This window comes from Streptomyces sp. NPDC041200, from assembly GCF_055591805.1.
The window spans coordinates 16517-32709 of sequence record NZ_JBVIZF010000039.1 but is presented as its reverse complement, the minus strand read 5'-3'; the positions used below and the strand labels follow the sequence as shown (position 1 = coordinate 32709).

The window sequence follows — 16193 nt, the reverse complement described above, 5'->3', positions numbered from 1 at the left end:
GGGGGCGGGCCCTGGCCCGCCCCCGGACGATGTGACGCGGCGTCAGGACGCGGGGAGCCCCCAGCGCGGCGCCGCCTCGTTCGGCTCGACCGGCCTGACCGTCATGTCCGGGTGATCGCCGCGCGCCGTGATCACCGCCTCGCGCCGTTTGCCCAGCGAGATACGGATCGTCCCGGCGCCGACGTGTTCGTACGGCAGCCGTCGCCCGCGCTCGTCGTGCACCTCGATGCTGCCGGGCAGCGAATGCCGTACGACGCAGGGCGCGCCCGCCTCGCTGCGCAGCCGCACCCAGCGGGTCACCCCGCCCTCGCGCGCCGCGCTCAGCAGGAACGCGCCCTGGGTGCGGAAGTCGTGCACCATGAGTTCGCGCCAGGCGTCGGGCAGCGCGGGGAACACCCGGATCACCCCGCCCCAGCTCTGGCACACCATGTCGTGCAGCGACTGCGCGGCCGACAGCGGGGTCTCGATGACCGGACCCGACTCCTTGTACAGGGTGTTCGGCTGGATGAACCGGTTCATCAGCTCGCCCAGGTACTTCAGCGCGTCCTCGCCGCGCCCCATCTGCGCGGACATCGAGGCGGCGCCGGTGAAGGTGTAACCCTGCAGCGCGCCCTCGAAACCGACCCAGTGCTTCAGGGACTTCTCGATCAGCTCGCGCTGATCCGGGTCCTCCCAGGTCACCTCGTACAGCGGATAGACGGCGAGCATATGGGAGTAGTGGCGGTGCGACTTGGCGAACGGAACCCCCGCGCCGATCATGAAGCCGTTCTCGTCGACCGGGTACGGGGTGAGCTTCGTGAGCACCTCCCGCCAGCGCCGCGCCGACGGGTCGTCCACGCCGAGGATCTTCGCCGATTCGAGGAGCGTGGCACAGCCCCAGCGCAGCAGCATCAGGTCGTAGTTGCAGTCCGGGGCGTTCACCCCGTACTCGGGCGAGAAGGTGGCGGGCAGATGCAGCTTGCCGTCGCTGCCGGGGGTGAGGAAGTGGAGGTAGTACGCGACGGCCTTGCGCAGCAGCGGGAAGACCACGTCCCGGAGGATCGAGAGGTCCATGGTGTGGCGGTAGCTGAGCCACACGTTGTGCAGTGCCCAGGTGAGGTTGCCGACCTCGGGGGTGGGCGGGTCCTGGCCGGGTATGCCGACGGCGAAGCCGCCGTTCGTCACCGAGGCGCCGTTGACCAGCCGCATGTCGGTGGTGCGCGGGATGCCAGCCGAGTCCTTGCGGTACGGGGTGTGGAGCTGGTTGGACAGGTTGTCGCGGAACTCGCTGAGAGCGCGGGTGACGGCGTCCAGCTCCAGGTGGTTGGAGCCGTGGATCAGCCAGTACTCCAGCTGCACATTGAGGTTCCACCAGGTGGCGGGCCACGGCGTGGGCTCCAGCCACGGCCCGCAGGTGGCCATCACGGGCGCGTCGGCGCGGGCCGCCGAGGCGACCTTGTAGAGCTGGATCCAGTAGAAGCGCTGGAGGCGGGCGTCGGGGAGCGAGAGGAAGCCCTTGCGGTAGTACGCGTTCCACCAGCTGCGGTGGGTGTGCGCCAGCGCGTCGTACGGCAGCGCCGACGCGGACCGTACGGCCTTGCAAGCCTGGTCGCGGGCGGTGGTGCGGGGGTGGGAATGCGTGACGGTGGCATAGAGGGTGCGGCGGCCCGACCGGGTGCGCTCGCGCCAGGCCGTCACATGCTGCCCGCCCGCGAGCAGCGGCTGGACGGCGGCCCGGATGCCGTGGTGGTCCTCGACGGTGGCCGGGGGGTTGCCGGTGTAGCCCTCGGGGGCGGGCTTGGACGCGACGCGCGGGCTGATGGCCTCGGCCGGGTGGAACACCCAGCGGAACCCCGTCTCGCCACGGGTGGGGGTGACCTCGATGGCCATCACCGAGCGCGAGTTGTGGACCAGGGCGCGCAGCGTCAGCGTGCCCTGGTCGGTGGTGATCGTGCCGGTCAGCTCCGCGTCACGCAGGCGCAGCCGCCAGTCGACGGCCTTGATCGTGCCGACCGGCTCCAGGGTGAAGTGGCCGATCGGGAGGCGGGCGAGCCCGAAGAGGGAGCCGAACTCGGGGCGGTGGTCCTGCACTTCGGTGTGCTGGACGTTGAAGCGGACGGCCCCCGGGGTGTCCGGGTCGGCGTAGATGCCGGAGCCCAGGCGGGCGTTGCCGAGGTACGGGCCCTCGTACCAGGTCTGCGGCATCTTCTGCCAGACCATGTCGGCGTCGTCGAGGACCGTGGTCCAGGGGTCGGGGGAGGAGGCCCGGCGGACGGTGTCCGGTGCCGCGGCGGCCGGGACCGCGGCGGCGACCGTGGCCGGAGCGGCGAGCCCGATGGTCCCGGCGGCCATGGCGCCACCGACGATGGTCCTTCTGGTGGGTGCGGTCACGTACGTGCCTCCAGTTCCTCGGGCTGAACCCCTGGGAATGATGCAGCGGTTCCGGAGGAACGGGAACCCCTCGCGCACCATAAACATCGGATGGGCGGCCAGGGATCGTGCGCCGAAACGCCCCGGCAGCGCCGAGGAGGCGGCGAGACCTCGGATCTCATCGTCTCCTGGCGAGGTGTCGCTACGCCCCGGCCTCCCGTCCGCTCACCAGCAGGCCGACACCGTGGCGGAAGCGGTCCTCGAAGTCGCCGAAGTGTCCGACGACGGCGGCGAGCCGGGGGTAGCGGTCGGCGGTGGCCGCCCGCAGCAGCGGATCCGGGTCACGCGCGGCCCCGGCGGCCTGTTCCTCCTGGGTGAGGCCGATCGTGAAGTAGACCAGCGACCAGGTCCGCCACCCGGCCTCGGCGGGGGTGTGGCCGCCGTCGAGGAACGCGCCGATCAGGGTGTCCGCGAAGCGCAGCGTGTGGTCCTCGGCGACATACGTCCCGGCCATGACCCGGGCGCCGTCGCGCCGGGCGAGCAGGGCCGCGCGATAGCGCTGGGCCAGGGTGCGCGCCTGTTCGTCCCAGGGCTCGGGGAGCGGGGCGTCGGCGCATCCGGCGAGCATCGCGTCGGCCATCAGCTCCAGCAGCCGGGGCTTGCTGGAGGCGTGCCAGTACACGGTGTTGAGCTGGACGCCCAGCCGCTCGGCCACCTTGCGCATCGTGAGCTTGTCGAGCCCCGCCTCGTCGAGCAGTTCCAGCGCCGCCGTCACCACGGCCGTGCGGTCCAGGGCCATGCCCGCCGTCTCCCTTCGCTTGCGTCTTGATCCTGGATCAAGTCTACTGGGGTCATCGCATTGATCCAGGATCAAGAGAAGCGTGGAGGGTTACCGTGCCGAACGATGTCGTCGTGGTGGGGGCCGGACCGGTCGGGCTGCTGCTCGCCGCCGAACTGCGGCTGGCGGGCGTGTCCGTCACCGTCATCGAGCGCGCCGCCGAGCGCAGCCCGCACTCCAAGGCGCTGACGCTCCATCCGCGCACCCTGGAGGTGCTGGCGATGCGCGGGCTCGCCGACCGGTTCGTGCGCGAGGGCACGCCGCTGCCCAGCGGCCACTACGCCGGGCTCCCTGCCCGGCTGGACTTCTCCGTACTGGACACCCGCTTCCCGTACACCCTGGTGCTGCCCCAACTCCGCACCGAACAGCTCCTGGAGGAGCGTCTGCGCGCGCTCGGCGGCGAGATCCGCTGGGAGCACCGGGCACTGGCGGTACGGCAGGACGAGGGTGGCGCCGAGGTGGACGTGGCGGGCCCGGACGGTCCGTACGCCCTGCGCGCGGGCTGGGTGGTGGGCTGCGACGGGGCCGGATCGGCCGTACGGGCCGCGAGCGGCATCGGCTTCCCGGGCACGTCGGCCACCACGACCGGATTCCTCGGCGACGTGGTGCTGGACGAGCCGCCCCGGGTCCCGTCGGTGACCAACGAGCACGGCGGCATCCTGGTCGTCCCGCTGGGCGACGGCCATCACCGCATCGCGGGCTCCAGCCGGGAGTCCGCCACCCGGCCCGCCTCCGAGCCGTTCACCCTCGACGAGCTGCGCACGGCCGTGCGCGCCATCGCGGGGACGGACTTCGGGATGCGGGCGCCCCGCTGGCTCTCCCGGTTCGGCAACGCGGCGCGGCAGGCGGCCCGTTACCGCGACGGCCGGGTCCTGCTCGCGGGGGACGCGGCGCACATCCACATGCCGATGGGCGGCCAGGGGCTCAACGTCGGGCTCCAGGACGCCTTCAACCTCGGCTGGAAGCTGGCCGCGCGATGCCAGGGCCGCGCCCCGGCCGACCTGCTGGACAGCTATCACGCCGAGCGGCATCCGGTCGGGGCCGCGCTCCTGGAGAACACCCAGGCGCAGACCGCGATGGGCGCCGTCCACACCCCGGACACGCGCGCCCTGCGCGCTGTCTTCAGTGACATCCTCACCGCGCATCCGGCCGTGAACCGGCAGCTCGCCGGGCAGCTCTCCGCGCTGGACGTGGCCTATCCGGCCCCGGCCGGAGCCGCCCCGCTGGCGGGCCACCGCGCGCCCGACGTGGGGCTGGAGGGGGCGGCCGCGCCGAGCCTGTACCCGCTGCTGGCCGACGGGCGGTTCGTCCTGCTGGATCTCGCGGGCGAGGGCAGCGCCGCAGCCATGGCCCTCGCGGAGCGGGCGGCCGGGGGAGCGGACCGGGTCCGGGTGGTGACCGCCCGCCCCGCCACCGCGCATCAGGGCTGGGAGGGCCAGCGGATTGTTCTGGTGCGGCCCGATGGCCATGTCGCCTGGGCCTCCACCGCGGCTCCCGCCCTGTCCGCCCGGTGATGGTCCACCCAGTGAGACGGATCACCGGGCCGCGAACACCACCCACACCGGGCCCGGTGCGAACGTCATCCGGTCACCACCCGTGGTCGTGAAGGCCGTGCCGCCTCCCGCCCCCGGCCGTGACCAGCGCGTCTCGTACGCCCTGCCGTCGCGCAGCACCACCGCGCGGCCCGATCCGACCGTCTCGGTGAAGGGCGTGACGCTGCCGAGCACATCGTGGAAACGCGACGGGCGGACCTTCGTGTACTGCACCACGACCGTGGCGGCGCCCAGCCGTCCGCCGTCGGTGGCGCGGGCCGGGGTGCCGTCCATCGCCACCAGCCACCGCTTGTCCGTGGCGGACCAGGTGAAGGTGAAACCCGCGGACGGATAGCGCACCGACTGGCGCTTCTCGGGCTCTCCGCCCGGTGGCGCGGCGCCGAAGCGGAAGCCGATGTCCGAAGCGTCGGAGGCGCGCGGGGCCGCGCGCAGCGCGGCCTTGGGGCGCACATAGAGGTTGTGCGGCGCGGGGTGCTCCGTACCGCGGACGTAGGCGCGGGGCGCCGTACCGGGCGGCAGCGGATACAGCGGCGCGGCGTCCACGGCGGACCGCAGCCGGGACTGGACGCCCGAGTACGCGAGCGCCGGGCGCCCGAACTGGCGCAGCAGGTCGAGGTCGCTCTCGCGGGCGCTGCGCACCGGGCCCACGGTGTCGGGCAGCCGGCCGGAGAAGACCGCGAGCATGCGGCTCAGCCCGCCCTCCACCTGCTCGACGTAGACGATGTCGGCCGCGCCGAGGCCGGTCTGGGGGCGGGCCTGGGCGGCGTTGTCGATCTTCACGGCGAGGACGGGCGCGGGCCGCGCGGACAGCCCGGTGAAGGGGGAGGACCGTCCTGTGACGGGGGACCGGCTGGGCTCCGCGGTCCGGGCCGGACCCTTGTGGCCGCCGCCGCAGCCACCCAGCGCGGCGAGCGCGAGGAGCGCCGCGAGCAGCAGGACCGCAGGGCGGGAGCCCCGTGGACCACTCACTCGTTCGGCGGCCATAAGCTCCACTCCCTCCCGTCCCAGCTCACCATGGATGGGGGTCTGCGGCCACTTGGCGCGGAGCATTCGGCCGGGGTGCTCGTTCCTTGTCCAATCCATGGGAATCGACGGGCGAAGCCTTCAAGTGCTCGTTAACCTGACGACAGATCCGGTTCAGCCGAGCACGAAGGAGTGTGCGGTGACCCCCGAGCAGACGATGAGCGACGAGTCACACGCGGAGGACGGCAGGCGGCGGGCGGAGCCGTCGGAAGTGGGCAGTCTGGAGGTGTGGGCACGCTCAGCCCCGATCCGTCTCGCGGGCTACGAGGACGACTTGGCCGAGCCACACATTCTCCAGAGCGTGGACTGACCCGCACCGCCGATTCGCTTCAATATCGAACAATTCGGACGGCCGTCATTCAGCCGATTTCGGCGCGGCCGACGAGGGGTGATACCCCCGCTGTGCAGCAGGAACAGACATTCGAAGGGTCTGGTCCGGACCAAAAAACCGATCAGGCGGCACAAGGGATGTCCGATCCTCACAGCTCCTCCACACATGTGAAGCGGTGGTCGAGGGGTCGAACGCCGGAGCGATGAAATCCAGTCACCCGGGGTCCGCCGATGGCGCGTTGTGCGGCGTTCGTGGAGTCGATCTACGTCGGGATGGCGCACTATATGGACTGCGCGGCCTCGGCTTCGGCCGCGCTGCCGCTCCGGACGACGCTGTCCGTGAGCGGCGACAGGGGGATGGGACATCAGCCGTCGGGGAGGGGAGCCCCGGCCGCGTGAAGCCGCGTTTCTGAGGATCATTCATCGCTCACTTCGCCTCCGCATGCCGCCATCCGGTGTGCCGACGCGCGTCATTCACCGGTCGGCGCCGCGCGCCCTGCGCGGCTGCCCCTGGGGGGAGTTCACCATGGGTCGGATGACCCGGCCCGCCGCGGCATGCGCCGCTGCGGTCCTGCTGACGGCATTCGCTCCGGCGCTCACCGCGAGCGCCGCCGTGACGCCGAGAATCGACCTGCGGGTCCTGGTCCTGGACGACCGCGGCCCCGCGACGGCCGCCATCACCGCCGAACTCGACGGCTCCGGCACCCCGTACACCACGGTCGACCTCACGGCCTCCGGGCGCTCGCGCATCGACGCCGCGTTCCTCAGTGACACCGTCGACGGACGGCCGCGCGCCAAGTACCAGGCGGTCGTGGCCCCCCATGACAACCCGTTCGGGGACGGCTCGGCGGAAATGGCCGCGCTCACCGCGTACGAGAAGAAATTCGGCATCCGCCAGGTGGACGCGTACACCTACGCACGCCCCGCCGTCGGCCTGGGCTACCCCCAGAACCCCGGGTACGCCGGATCGCTGGACGGCCGTACCGCGAAGGTGACCGCGTCCGGCGCCTCGGGTCCGTTCGGCTACCTCGACGGCGCCGTCCCGTTCGAGGACAACGACCCCGGCGTGACCGAGAGTTACGGCTACCTGGCCACGCCGCTGGAGCAGCAGGCCGACGGCGCCACCTACACCAGCTACCTCGACGCGCCCATCCCCGGCAGCTCGGCGCGCGGCTCGCTGGTCGGCGAGTACGCCCACGACGGGCGCCGTGAGCTGGTGGTCACCTTCGTCTACAACCAGTACCAGAGCCAGTTCCGGCTGCTGGCCCGCGGCATCGTCGAGTGGCTGACCCAGGGCATCCACCTGGGCGCCAACCGCAACTACCTCGCCGTCCACGTCGACGACGTGTTCGCCGCCGACGACCGCTGGGACACCGAACTCAACTGCACCCCCGGCGACATCGACTGCGGCACCGCGGGCGACGGCGTCGAGAACGACCCGATCCGGATGACCGCGGCCGACGCGCGGTACGCAAAGGAGTGGTCCACCACCCACGGCTTCCCCCTGGACCTCGCCTTCAACGGCGGCGGCAGCGAGGCCTACAAGGACGAGAACGGCGGCAGCGACCCGCTCGCCCAGCAACTCGTCACCGACCAGGGCTCGTTCCGCTGGATCAACCACACCTACAACCACCCCTTCCTGGGCTGTGTGCAGGACACCACCGTCGTCCCCTGGAAGTGCGCCACCACTCTCCTCGGCACCACCCGCTACGTCGGGCTGGCCGACATCTCCGGGCAGATCAACGACAACCTGACCTGGGCCGGGCGGCAGAACCTCGCCGTCGACAAGACCGAACTGGTCACCGGCGAGCACTCGGGCCTCAAGACCCTGCCGCAGCAGCCGGGCGACAACCCCAACCTGTCGACCGCCCTCACCCTCACCGGTGTCACCTCGCTCGGCAGCGACGCCTCCCGGGAGCCGGAGCAGCGCACCCTCGGCCCCGCCACCACCGTGCCGCGCCATCCGATGAACATCTTCTACAACGCCGGGCGCGCCGCCGAGCAGACCGATGAGTACAACTGGATCTACGCGAAGAAGGCCGACGGCGGCAGCGGGGTGTGCGAGACCTCCTCGGCCACCACCTGCCTGGACGCCCCGCTGGACACCGCCACCGGCTACGCCTCGTACATCGTGCCGCTGGAGTCGAAGATCGCGCTCGGCCATGTGCTGGCCAACGACCCGCGTCCGCACTACGTCCACCAGTCCAACCTGGCCGAGGAGCGGATCGTCTACCCGGTGCTGGAGAAGACCCTCGGCGCCTACGAGGGCCTCTTCGCCGACAACACCCCGCTGGTCAGCCTGCGGATGAAGGACGTCGGCGAGGAGCTGCGCAAGCGCGCCGCCTGGGACGGTGCCCTGGCCGCCGGGCGCGTCACCGCTTACCGCGTCGGCGACACCATCACCGTCACCGCGCCCAGCGGCACCCAGGCCCCGGCCACCCTGCCCGCCGGCACCCAGCAGACCCAGACCGGCAACGCCACCGCCTTCGGCTCCGCCTACGCCGGACTGCGCTCGGGATGGGCCACGCCCACCCTCGGCCGGATCACCTTCACCCTGCCCGGCGACGCGGTCCCGGCCGACCCCTCCGGCGCGGCGCCCGCGCTGCGCGCGGCGAAGCCCGCCGACCGGCTGCCCGTCCCGGCCGGGGTGCGCGACCCGGTGCCGTACGGGCCCGGCGACACCAGCCGCGAGTGACGGCCCGCGCCGCCCGCCCGTCACGCTGACGGCCCGCGCCGCCCGCCCGTAACACCGTCCCTCACCGCGGCGTTCGCCGCTGCCCCCGCCCGCCGCCGTGCCCACGGCGCCGTCCTGGAGAGACCGAACCGACATGCGAGGACCGCTCGCCGAGCCCACGGCCGGCACCGTCTCGGTGACCCTGCTCACCGAGGGCACCTACCCGCACGGCCACGGCGGGGTCAGCGTGTGGTGCGACCAACTCGTGCGGGGCATGCCGGACACCGACTTCCGGGTCATCGCGGTGACCGGCACCGGGCAGGAACCGCTCGCCTGGGAGCTGCCCGCCCAGGTGCGCGGCGTGGACCGCGTGCCGCTGTGGGGGCCGCCCCCGGCGGTCCGCCCGCGTGCCCCGCGCGGGCGGGAGATGCGGACGTTCCTGGCCGGGTACGAGCGCTTTCTGCTCGCCCTGCTCGACCCGGCCCAGGAACACGCCTTCGCCCCGGAGCTGTACCGGCTCGCCGAGTACGCCGAACGCGGCACCCTCTCCGCGGCGCTGGCCTCGGAGTCCGCGGCCCGCGCCCTGGCCCGAATATGGACCCTGCCCCAACTGCCCACCGCCGCCGCCCGCCCCACCCTGCACGACGCGCTGACCGCGACCGATCTGCTGGAACACGCCCTGCGCCCGCTCGCCGCCCGGCCCCCGGCCGAGGGCGTCGCCCACGCGGTGAGCGGCGGACTCGCCGCGCTGCCGGGCCTGGTGGCCCGGGAGCGGTACGGCACCCCGTTCCTGCTCACCGAGCACGGCGTCTATCTGCGCGAGCGCTACCTCGGCTTCCGCGCCGAACCGTACAACTGGCCCGTCAAGGCGCTGCTGCTCGGCTTCTTCCGGCTGCTGGCCATCGAGAGCTACCGGCGCGCCGCGCTCGTCACCCCCGGCAACCGCTACAACCGGCGCTGGGAGGAGCACGGCGGCACCCCGCCGGAGCGCATCCGCACCGTGTACAACGGCGTGGACCCGGCCGCCTTCCCGCCCGCCGGACCCGAACCCGGCGTCCCCACCCTGAGCTGGGCGGGCCGCGTCGACCCGATCAAGGACCTGGAGACGCTGATCCGCGCCTTCGCCCTGGTGCGCAAAGAGCTGCCCGACGCGCGGCTGCGCCTCTTCGGCGGCACACCGCGCGGCGCGGAGGGCTACCGCGACGGATGCCAGTCGCTCGCCCTGGAGCTGGGCGTGTCTGACGCCGTCACCTTCGAGGGACGGGTGGAGGACATCCGGGACGCCTACGCGGCGGGCAACGTGGTGATGCTCTCCAGCATCAGCGAAGGCTTCCCCTTCACCCTCATCGAGGCCATGTCCTGCGGCCGCGCCACCGTGTCGACCGATGTGGGCGGTGTGCGCGAGGCGGTCGGCGACAGCGGCCTCGTCGTCCCGCCGCGCGACCCGGAGCGCATGGCACGAGCGGCGCTCACCCTGCTCGGCGACCCGGCCCTGCGCTCCGGAATGGGGGAGGCGGCCCGGCTGCGGGTGATCGAGCAGTTCACCCTGCGCCAGACCATCAGCGCCTTCCGCGAGATCTACCACGAGCTGGACGCCACCTCCCGGGCCACCGCGGCCCCGGCTACGGCGTGGCCGCTGGTCGCCAGGGGTACGGCATGAGCGGCCCGCTGCGGCTCGTACCGCCCCGCCCGGCTCCGCGCACGCCGCCGCGTCCCGCACCTCGCGCCGGTGGCCCCCGGCGGCCGCGCTGGGCCGATGACCCGGTCGACGAACTCATCACCGACATGGGCGAGTTGATCGCCGAAGCCGTCCACCCCGACGAGATCGCGGCCGTCCTGGAGGCCGACGGACTGACGGGAGATCAGGTACGGGAGCGCTTCGGCCGCCGGGACACCTTCGAGCTGGCGGCCGAGCTGTACGCACGCGTACCGCGCCGCCACCCCGAACCGCTGCCGCGCACCGACCCCTGGGCCGCGCACCCCGGCCGGTTCCTGTTCCGCGGGCTGGTGTTCGCCCTGCCCGGGCTCGGCTACGCCCTGGGCGCGCCGTTCCTCAGCGGCCCGCCCGATGTCCTCGGGCTGCCCGCCGGAAGCGGTGCGCTCACCGCCTCCGCGCTGGCCGGCTGGGCCTGGAACCAGGCGCTCGCCCACCGCGCGTACACCCGGCTGGCGTCGGGTGGCCGCGCGGCGGCCGGGCGGTGCCTGCGGATCGGTGCGCCGCTGGGCGCGGTGCTCGCCTTCGCGGCCGCGCTGTTGCTGCCCGCCCCCGGTGCGGCGCTGGCCTTCGCGGCCGGACAGTCGGCCTATCTGGCGGCGGCCACGGCACTGCTCGTCCTCGGCAAGGAACGGCTGCTGGCGCTGGCGCTGCTGCCGACGGCGGTGGGCGCGGGCCTCTCGCTCGCTCTCGAACTGCCCTCTTGGGCACGAGTGGTGGCGCTGCTCGCCACCATCGGCGCCGTGCTGGTGGCCGCCACCCGCGCCACCGTACGGGCCATGGGCCCCGATCCCCTGAACGTCCCGGCCCCACCGCTCGCCGCCTCGCTGCCGTACGGGCTGTTCGGGCTCGGGTGCGCCGTGCTCACCACCGTGGCCGCGCTCGGCGACATGGTGCGGTACGGGGCCGGTGCGGCCCTCGCCGGTGCGGTGGTGATCGCGCTGACCCTCAGCATGGGCGCCGCCGAATGGCTGCTGTACCGCTGCCGGGGGCTCGCGCTCGCCGCACTCGCCGACAGCACCGGGCCGAACGGGCTGCGGCTGCGCGCCGCACGGGTGCTCGGGCTCTGTCTGGGCGGGTACCTCGCCGCCCTGACCGCGCTCGTGTTCACCACCCACGCCCTGTGGCCCGCCGCGTCCCCGGCCACCGCGCCACCACCGCTGGAGGCCTCCCGGCTGCTCGCCGTCCTGGCGCTCGGGGCGGTGCTGTGGTGCGGGCTGCTGCTCCAGGCGTTCGGCAGCGCCTGGCCCCCCGCCGCGGTGTGTCTGGCCGCGGCAGGGGCCGAAACCGCCGCGCTCGCGCTGGAGATCTCCGCCCCGGCGGTCGTCCAGCTCGCGGTCTGCGGCGCGGCGTCGGCCGTCCTGCTGGCCTTCGCCACCGCACTCCTCGGCCGGATCACCACCCACCGCTGACCACCGCTGATCCGCACCACCACCACAACACCCCGCAACAGAAGTGGAGTTCCCGCATGCCCGAAAACACCCCGAGCCCTGCCACCACCCCCGTCGCCGTCACCGGCGCGGAGGGATTCATCGGCTCGCACCTGGTCGAGGCGCTGGTCGCCACCGGCCACCGGGTGCGCGCGATGGTGCAGTACAACTCCTTCTCCGACTTCGGCTGGCTGGAGACCCTGCCCAGGGACGTGCTGTCCGAGGTCGACGTCGTCCTCGGCGACGTCCGCGACCCCGGGTCGGTCACCGGCCTGGTCAAGGGCGCCGAGGCGGTCTACCACCTCGCCGCGCTGATCGCGATCCCGTACTCGTACCGCGCCCCCCACTCGTACGTCGACACCAATGTCACCGGCACCCTCAATGTGCTGGAGGCCGTGCGCCACCTGGAGATCCCGCGCCTCGTCCACACCTCCACCAGCGAGACGTACGGCACCGCGCAGACCGTCCCGATCACCGAGGACCACCCCATCAACACCCAGTCCCCGTACGCCGCTTCGAAGGCGGGCGGCGACCGGCTGGCCGACAGCTACCACGCGAGCTTCGGCACCCCCGTGGTCACCCTGCGGCCGTTCAACACCTTCGGCCCGCGCCAGTCCATGCGCGCCGTCATCCCGACCGTGATCGGTCAGGTGGCCGCCGGGCAGCGCACCGTCACCCTCGGGGACCTGCGCCCCACCCGCGACTTCACGTTCGTCAAGGACACCGCGGCCGCCTTCCTCGCGGTCGGCACCGCGCCTGCCGCGGACGTCGTCGGCCGCACCTTCAACGCCGGTACCGGCGGGGAGATCTCGGTCGGCGACCTGGTCTCCCTGGTCGGCAAGCTGATGGCCACCGACCTCGACGTCCGTGAGGACGCCCAGCGCGTACGCCCCGCCGACTCCGAGGTGATGCGGCTGGTCTGTGACGCCTCCCGGCTGCGCGCCGCGACCGGCTGGGCCCCGGGCCACAGCCTCGAAGAGGGCCTGGAGCACACCATCGCCTTCTTCCGCGACCCGGCGAACCTCGCCCGCTACAAGACCGACATCTACAACGTCTGAGCCCCTTTCACCCTTATCGCCCCTTTCACCGGAGAGGACTCCACCCCATGCACGCAGTCATCCTGGCCGGCGGCAAAGGCGTCCGGCTGCGCCCGTACACCACCGCCCTGCCCAAGCCGCTCGTCCCGATCGGTGAGCAGCACGCGATCCTGGAGATCGTGATGCGCCAGCTCTCGGCGGCCGGGTTCACCAGCTGCACCCTGGCCATCGGCCACCTCGGCCACATCATCCGGGCGTACGTCGGCAACGGCTCCCAGTGGGGGCTGCGCGTCGGATACGCCACCGAGGACAGCCCGCTGGGCACCATGGGCCCGCTGCTCACCATGCTCGACCGGCTGCCCGAACACTTCCTGGCGATGAACGGCGACGTCCTCACCGACCTCGACTTCGGCGACGTGCTGCGCAGCCACCAGCAAGCCGACGCCCCGCTGACGATCGCCACCTACGCTCGCCAGGTGAACATCGACTTCGGTGTGCTCAACACCGACGAGGGCCGGGTGGTCGGCTTCGCCGAGAAGCCCAGCATGGACTACCGCGTCTCCATGGGCGTCTACGGCGTCTCCCGCGACGCCCTCGCCCGCTACACCCCGGGCCTGCCGCTGGGCTTCGACGAGCTGGTCCTTGACCTGCTGAAGGCCGGGACCCCGCCGCGGGCGTACGAGTTCGACGGCTACTGGCTGGACATCGGCCGGCCCGACGACTACGACCGGGCCAACGCCGAGTTCGACGCCCGTCGCGGCATGCTGATCAAGGGAGCGTGAACGGGCCCGTGCGCATCCTCGTACTCGGCGCCACCGGCTTCCTGGGCAGGCACACCGTCCGGCATCTGCGCGCGCTGTCCGGCGTGCGGGTGCTGATCGGCGCCCGTCCGTCCGGCGACGCGCCGAAATCCGTGCCCCGGCCCGACCTGACCGTCGACCTGGCCACCGCCGCCCCGGCCGAGCTGGCCGAGGTCCTGCGCGTCCTCGCCCCCGACGCCGTGATCAACTGCGCGGGCGCGGTCGGCGGCGGCGCGGTGGCGCTCACCGGGACCAACGCGCGCGGCCCGGCCGTGCTGTGCGCGGCACTGGCGGCCGCCGCCCCCGCGGCCCGGCTCGTCCACCTCGGCTCGGCGGCCGAGTACGGGCCGGGCGCGCCCGGCCGTCCCCTCGGCGAGAGCGCGTCCACCCGGCCGCTCGGTCTGTACGGCGCGACCAAGCTGGCCGGTACCCTCGCCGTCCTCGACTCGGGCCTGGACGCCGTGGCCTTGCGGGTCTTCAACCCGCTCGGCCCCGGCTCCCCGGCGGCGAGCCTGCCCGGCCGGCTCGCCGCCGAGCTGCGGCTCGCGATGCGGCACGAGGCGATGGACGCTGACGAGCGGGACGCCACCGTCCGCGTCGGGGACCTCTCCGCCCACCGGGACTTCGTCGACGTGCGCGACGTCGCCCGGGCCGCCGGGCTCGCCGCCACCGAGCCGGGCGAACTCCCGCGCCTCCTCAACATCGGCGGCGGCAAGGCCCGCCCGGTGCGCGAGGTGGCCGAGGGGCTGGTGAGGGAGAGCGGCTTCCGCGGCGGCATCGAGGAGAGCGGCGGCGGCTCGGCCCGTTCGGCGGCCGTCAGCTGGCAGCAAGCGGACATCGGGGCCGCCGACCGGCTGCTCGGCTGGCAGCCCCGGTACTCCTTCGCCGAGTCGCTGACCGGTCTGTGGGCGGCGAGCAAGGACCCGGCCGAAACGCCCGCCCGGTGACGGCCCATCAGCGCCGTCTGCTCGTACCCCTGTACGTCCACCCGGCGGTCGATCCACATCCCTGGCGGGTGCTGGAGGAGGCCGCCGGGCGGCTGTACGGCGTCATCCTCAACCTGGCGGACGGGCCGGGCATCCGCCCCGACCCGGTGTTCGCCGAGGCCGCCGAACGGCTGCGGGCCGCCGGGGCGCCGCTGCTCGGGTACGCCGACACCGCGTACGGCCGCCGCCGGGTGGGCGCGGTGCTCACCGACGTACGGCGGTATCGCCGCTGGTACGGCGTGGACGGCGTGTTCCTCGACCGGACCGCGGCCGACCCCGCGACGCTGCCCCGCTACCGGCGGCTGGCGCTGGCCTCCCGGGTGCTGGGCGCCCGTACGGTCGTGTTCAACCCCGGCACCCACCCCGATCCGCGCTACGCCGCTCTCGCCGATCTGCTGGTCACCTTCGAGGGCCGGTGGGACACCTACCGGCAGGCCGAGGTTCCGGACTGGACCGCCGCCCATCCGCCGGGACGCTTCTGCCATCTGGTGTACGGCGTACCCGGCGGGCGGGCCGGGCAGGTGGGCCGCACCGCCCGGGCGCGCGGCGCCGCCGTGCACTGTGCGGTGCCCGGGGCGGGGGCGAACCCCTGGCGGTCCGCCCCCGCCGAGCTGGAGGAGGCCCCACGATGAGAACGCGGCGCACCGTGGCGGCCCTGGTCGCCGCCCTGCTGCTGATCCTGACCGGATGCTCGGGCGGCGGCTCGCCGGACCCCGGCGACGACCGGCCGTCGCGGCCCCCGCGCTGGCAGCCCCGCCCCGGCACCGCCTGGCAGTGGCAGCTGGCGGGCCGGATCGACGAGTCGGTCGACGTGCCCGTCTACGACATCGACGGCTTCGAGAACTCCGCCCGGACCGTCGCCCGGCTGCACGCCCGGGGCCGCAAGGTGATCTGCTACATCAACGTCGGCGCCTGGGAGGACTTCCGGCCCGACCGCGCCGCCTTCCCCCGCTCCCTGCTGGGCCGGGGCAACGGCTGGCGCGGCGAACGCTGGCTGGACATCCGTCAGCTGTCCGTCCTGCGCCCGCTCATGGCCAAGCGGATGGACATGTGCCGGGACAAGGGCTTCGACGCGGTGGAACCCGATCTGACCGACGGCTACCGCAACCGCACCGGCTTCCCGCTCACCGCCGCCCACCAGCTCGCCTACAACCGCGCGATGGCGCGGCTGGCCCATGACCGGGACCTGGCCATCGGCCTCAAGAACGACCTCGACCAGATCCCCCGGCTGGTGCGGGACTTCGACTTCGCCGTCAACGAGGAATGCGCCCAGTACGACGAGTGCGACAAGCTCACCCCCTTCATCCGGCGGAAGAAGGCGGTCTTCCACGTCGAATACGCCCTGAAGCCGGGCGCCTTCTGCCGGACCGCGCGGCGGCTGGGGCTCAGCTCGATGCAGAAGCGGCTGGACCTGGACCCCTGGCGTCGCCCCTGCTGACCGCCGCGCGCGGTTCCCTCT

General features: G+C 73.3%; 13 protein-coding genes. 10 read left to right on the top strand and 3 right to left on the bottom strand.

Translation table 11 applies throughout. The features are described from left to right. Positions 1-42: 42 nt before the first annotated feature. Together ACZ6CL_RS37835 and ACZ6CL_RS37830 are read right to left on the bottom strand one after the other, a co-directional pair. Positions 43-2370, bottom strand: a complete 2328-nt coding sequence (locus tag ACZ6CL_RS37835) for a glycosyl hydrolase family 95 catalytic domain-containing protein (protein ID WP_468944789.1) — start codon at positions 2368-2370, stop codon at positions 43-45. Between the two features lie 181 nt (positions 2371-2551). Further along, entirely contained in the window at positions 2552-3148 is a 597-nt protein-coding gene (locus tag ACZ6CL_RS37830) for a TetR/AcrR family transcriptional regulator C-terminal domain-containing protein (protein WP_468944786.1), read from the bottom strand. A gap of 95 nt (positions 3149-3243) precedes the next feature. On the opposite strand from ACZ6CL_RS37830, the gene ACZ6CL_RS37825 reads away from it, so the two are divergent. Continuing rightward, complete coding sequence (locus ACZ6CL_RS37825) at positions 3244-4701, top strand: FAD-dependent monooxygenase (RefSeq protein WP_468944784.1); 1458 nt, start codon at positions 3244-3246, stop codon at positions 4699-4701. A 21-nt stretch (positions 4702-4722) separates the two neighbouring features. Here ACZ6CL_RS37825 and ACZ6CL_RS37820 read toward each other — a convergent pair whose 3' ends face one another. Further along, positions 4723-5724, bottom strand: coding sequence for a DUF3048 domain-containing protein (locus ACZ6CL_RS37820; RefSeq protein WP_468944782.1), 1002 nt, complete (start codon positions 5722-5724; stop codon positions 4723-4725). 178 nt (positions 5725-5902) lie between these two features. Here ACZ6CL_RS37820 and ACZ6CL_RS37815 point away from each other — a divergent pair, with 178 nt between their 5' ends. The 9 genes from ACZ6CL_RS37815 (at position 5903) to ACZ6CL_RS37775 (ending at position 16172) form a co-directional block, all read left to right on the top strand. Continuing rightward, positions 5903-6073, top strand: coding sequence for a hypothetical protein (locus ACZ6CL_RS37815; RefSeq protein ID WP_468944780.1), 171 nt, complete (start codon positions 5903-5905; stop codon positions 6071-6073). A gap of 546 nt (positions 6074-6619) precedes the next feature. Further along, a complete protein-coding gene (locus tag ACZ6CL_RS37810; protein WP_468944778.1) occupies positions 6620-8788 on the top strand; it encodes a hypothetical protein in 2169 nt (722 codons plus the stop codon). Between the two features lie 133 nt (positions 8789-8921). Continuing rightward, positions 8922-10427 carry a GT4 family glycosyltransferase PelF gene (gene pelF / locus ACZ6CL_RS37805; RefSeq protein WP_468944776.1) on the top strand — a complete coding sequence of 502 codons (1506 nt, stop codon included), beginning with the start codon at positions 8922-8924 and terminating at the stop codon, positions 10425-10427. Then, positions 10424-11893, top strand: a complete 1470-nt coding sequence (locus tag ACZ6CL_RS37800) for a hypothetical protein (protein WP_468944773.1) — start codon at positions 10424-10426, stop codon at positions 11891-11893. Before pelF ends, ACZ6CL_RS37800 begins: the two co-directional genes overlap by 4 nt. Before the next feature lie 56 nt (positions 11894-11949). Beyond that, the gene (locus ACZ6CL_RS37795; RefSeq protein ID WP_468944771.1) at positions 11950-12969 is read left to right on the top strand and encodes a GDP-mannose 4,6-dehydratase; all 1020 of its coding nucleotides are present in this window, start codon (positions 11950-11952) and stop codon (positions 12967-12969) included. 47 nt (positions 12970-13016) lie between these two features. Beyond that, the gene (locus ACZ6CL_RS37790; RefSeq protein WP_468944768.1) at positions 13017-13730 is read left to right on the top strand and encodes a nucleotidyltransferase family protein; all 714 of its coding nucleotides are present in this window, start codon (positions 13017-13019) and stop codon (positions 13728-13730) included. 8 nt (positions 13731-13738) lie between these two features. Further along, positions 13739-14695, top strand: a complete 957-nt coding sequence (locus ACZ6CL_RS37785; protein ID WP_468944765.1) for an NAD-dependent epimerase/dehydratase family protein — start codon at positions 13739-13741, stop codon at positions 14693-14695. Continuing rightward, positions 14692-15366, top strand: coding sequence for a spherulation-specific family 4 protein (locus tag ACZ6CL_RS37780; RefSeq protein ID WP_468944762.1), 675 nt, complete (start codon positions 14692-14694; stop codon positions 15364-15366). Before ACZ6CL_RS37785 ends, ACZ6CL_RS37780 begins: the two co-directional genes overlap by 4 nt. Further along, positions 15363-16172, top strand: a complete 810-nt coding sequence (locus ACZ6CL_RS37775; RefSeq protein ID WP_468944761.1) for an endo alpha-1,4 polygalactosaminidase — start codon at positions 15363-15365, stop codon at positions 16170-16172. The genes ACZ6CL_RS37780 and ACZ6CL_RS37775 overlap by 4 nt, the downstream gene beginning before the upstream one ends. Positions 16173-16193 lie beyond the last annotated feature (21 nt).

Coding starts and splice junctions, on each gene's coding strand:
- ACZ6CL_RS37830 (WP_468944786.1), bottom strand. CDS start 3,148: ATGGCCCTGGACCGCACGGCCGTGGTGACGGCGGCGCTGGAACTGCTC.
- ACZ6CL_RS37820 (WP_468944782.1), bottom strand. CDS start 5,724: ATGGCCGCCGAACGAGTGAGTGGTCCACGGGGCTCCCGCCCTGCGGTC.
- ACZ6CL_RS37810 (WP_468944778.1), top strand. CDS start 6,620: ATGGGTCGGATGACCCGGCCCGCCGCGGCATGCGCCGCTGCGGTCCTG.
- pelF (WP_468944776.1), top strand. CDS start 8,922: ATGCGAGGACCGCTCGCCGAGCCCACGGCCGGCACCGTCTCGGTGACC.
- ACZ6CL_RS37800 (WP_468944773.1), top strand. CDS start 10,424: ATGAGCGGCCCGCTGCGGCTCGTACCGCCCCGCCCGGCTCCGCGCACG.
- ACZ6CL_RS37795 (WP_468944771.1), top strand. CDS start 11,950: ATGCCCGAAAACACCCCGAGCCCTGCCACCACCCCCGTCGCCGTCACC.
- ACZ6CL_RS37790 (WP_468944768.1), top strand. CDS start 13,017: ATGCACGCAGTCATCCTGGCCGGCGGCAAAGGCGTCCGGCTGCGCCCG.
- ACZ6CL_RS37775 (WP_468944761.1), top strand. CDS start 15,363: ATGAGAACGCGGCGCACCGTGGCGGCCCTGGTCGCCGCCCTGCTGCTG.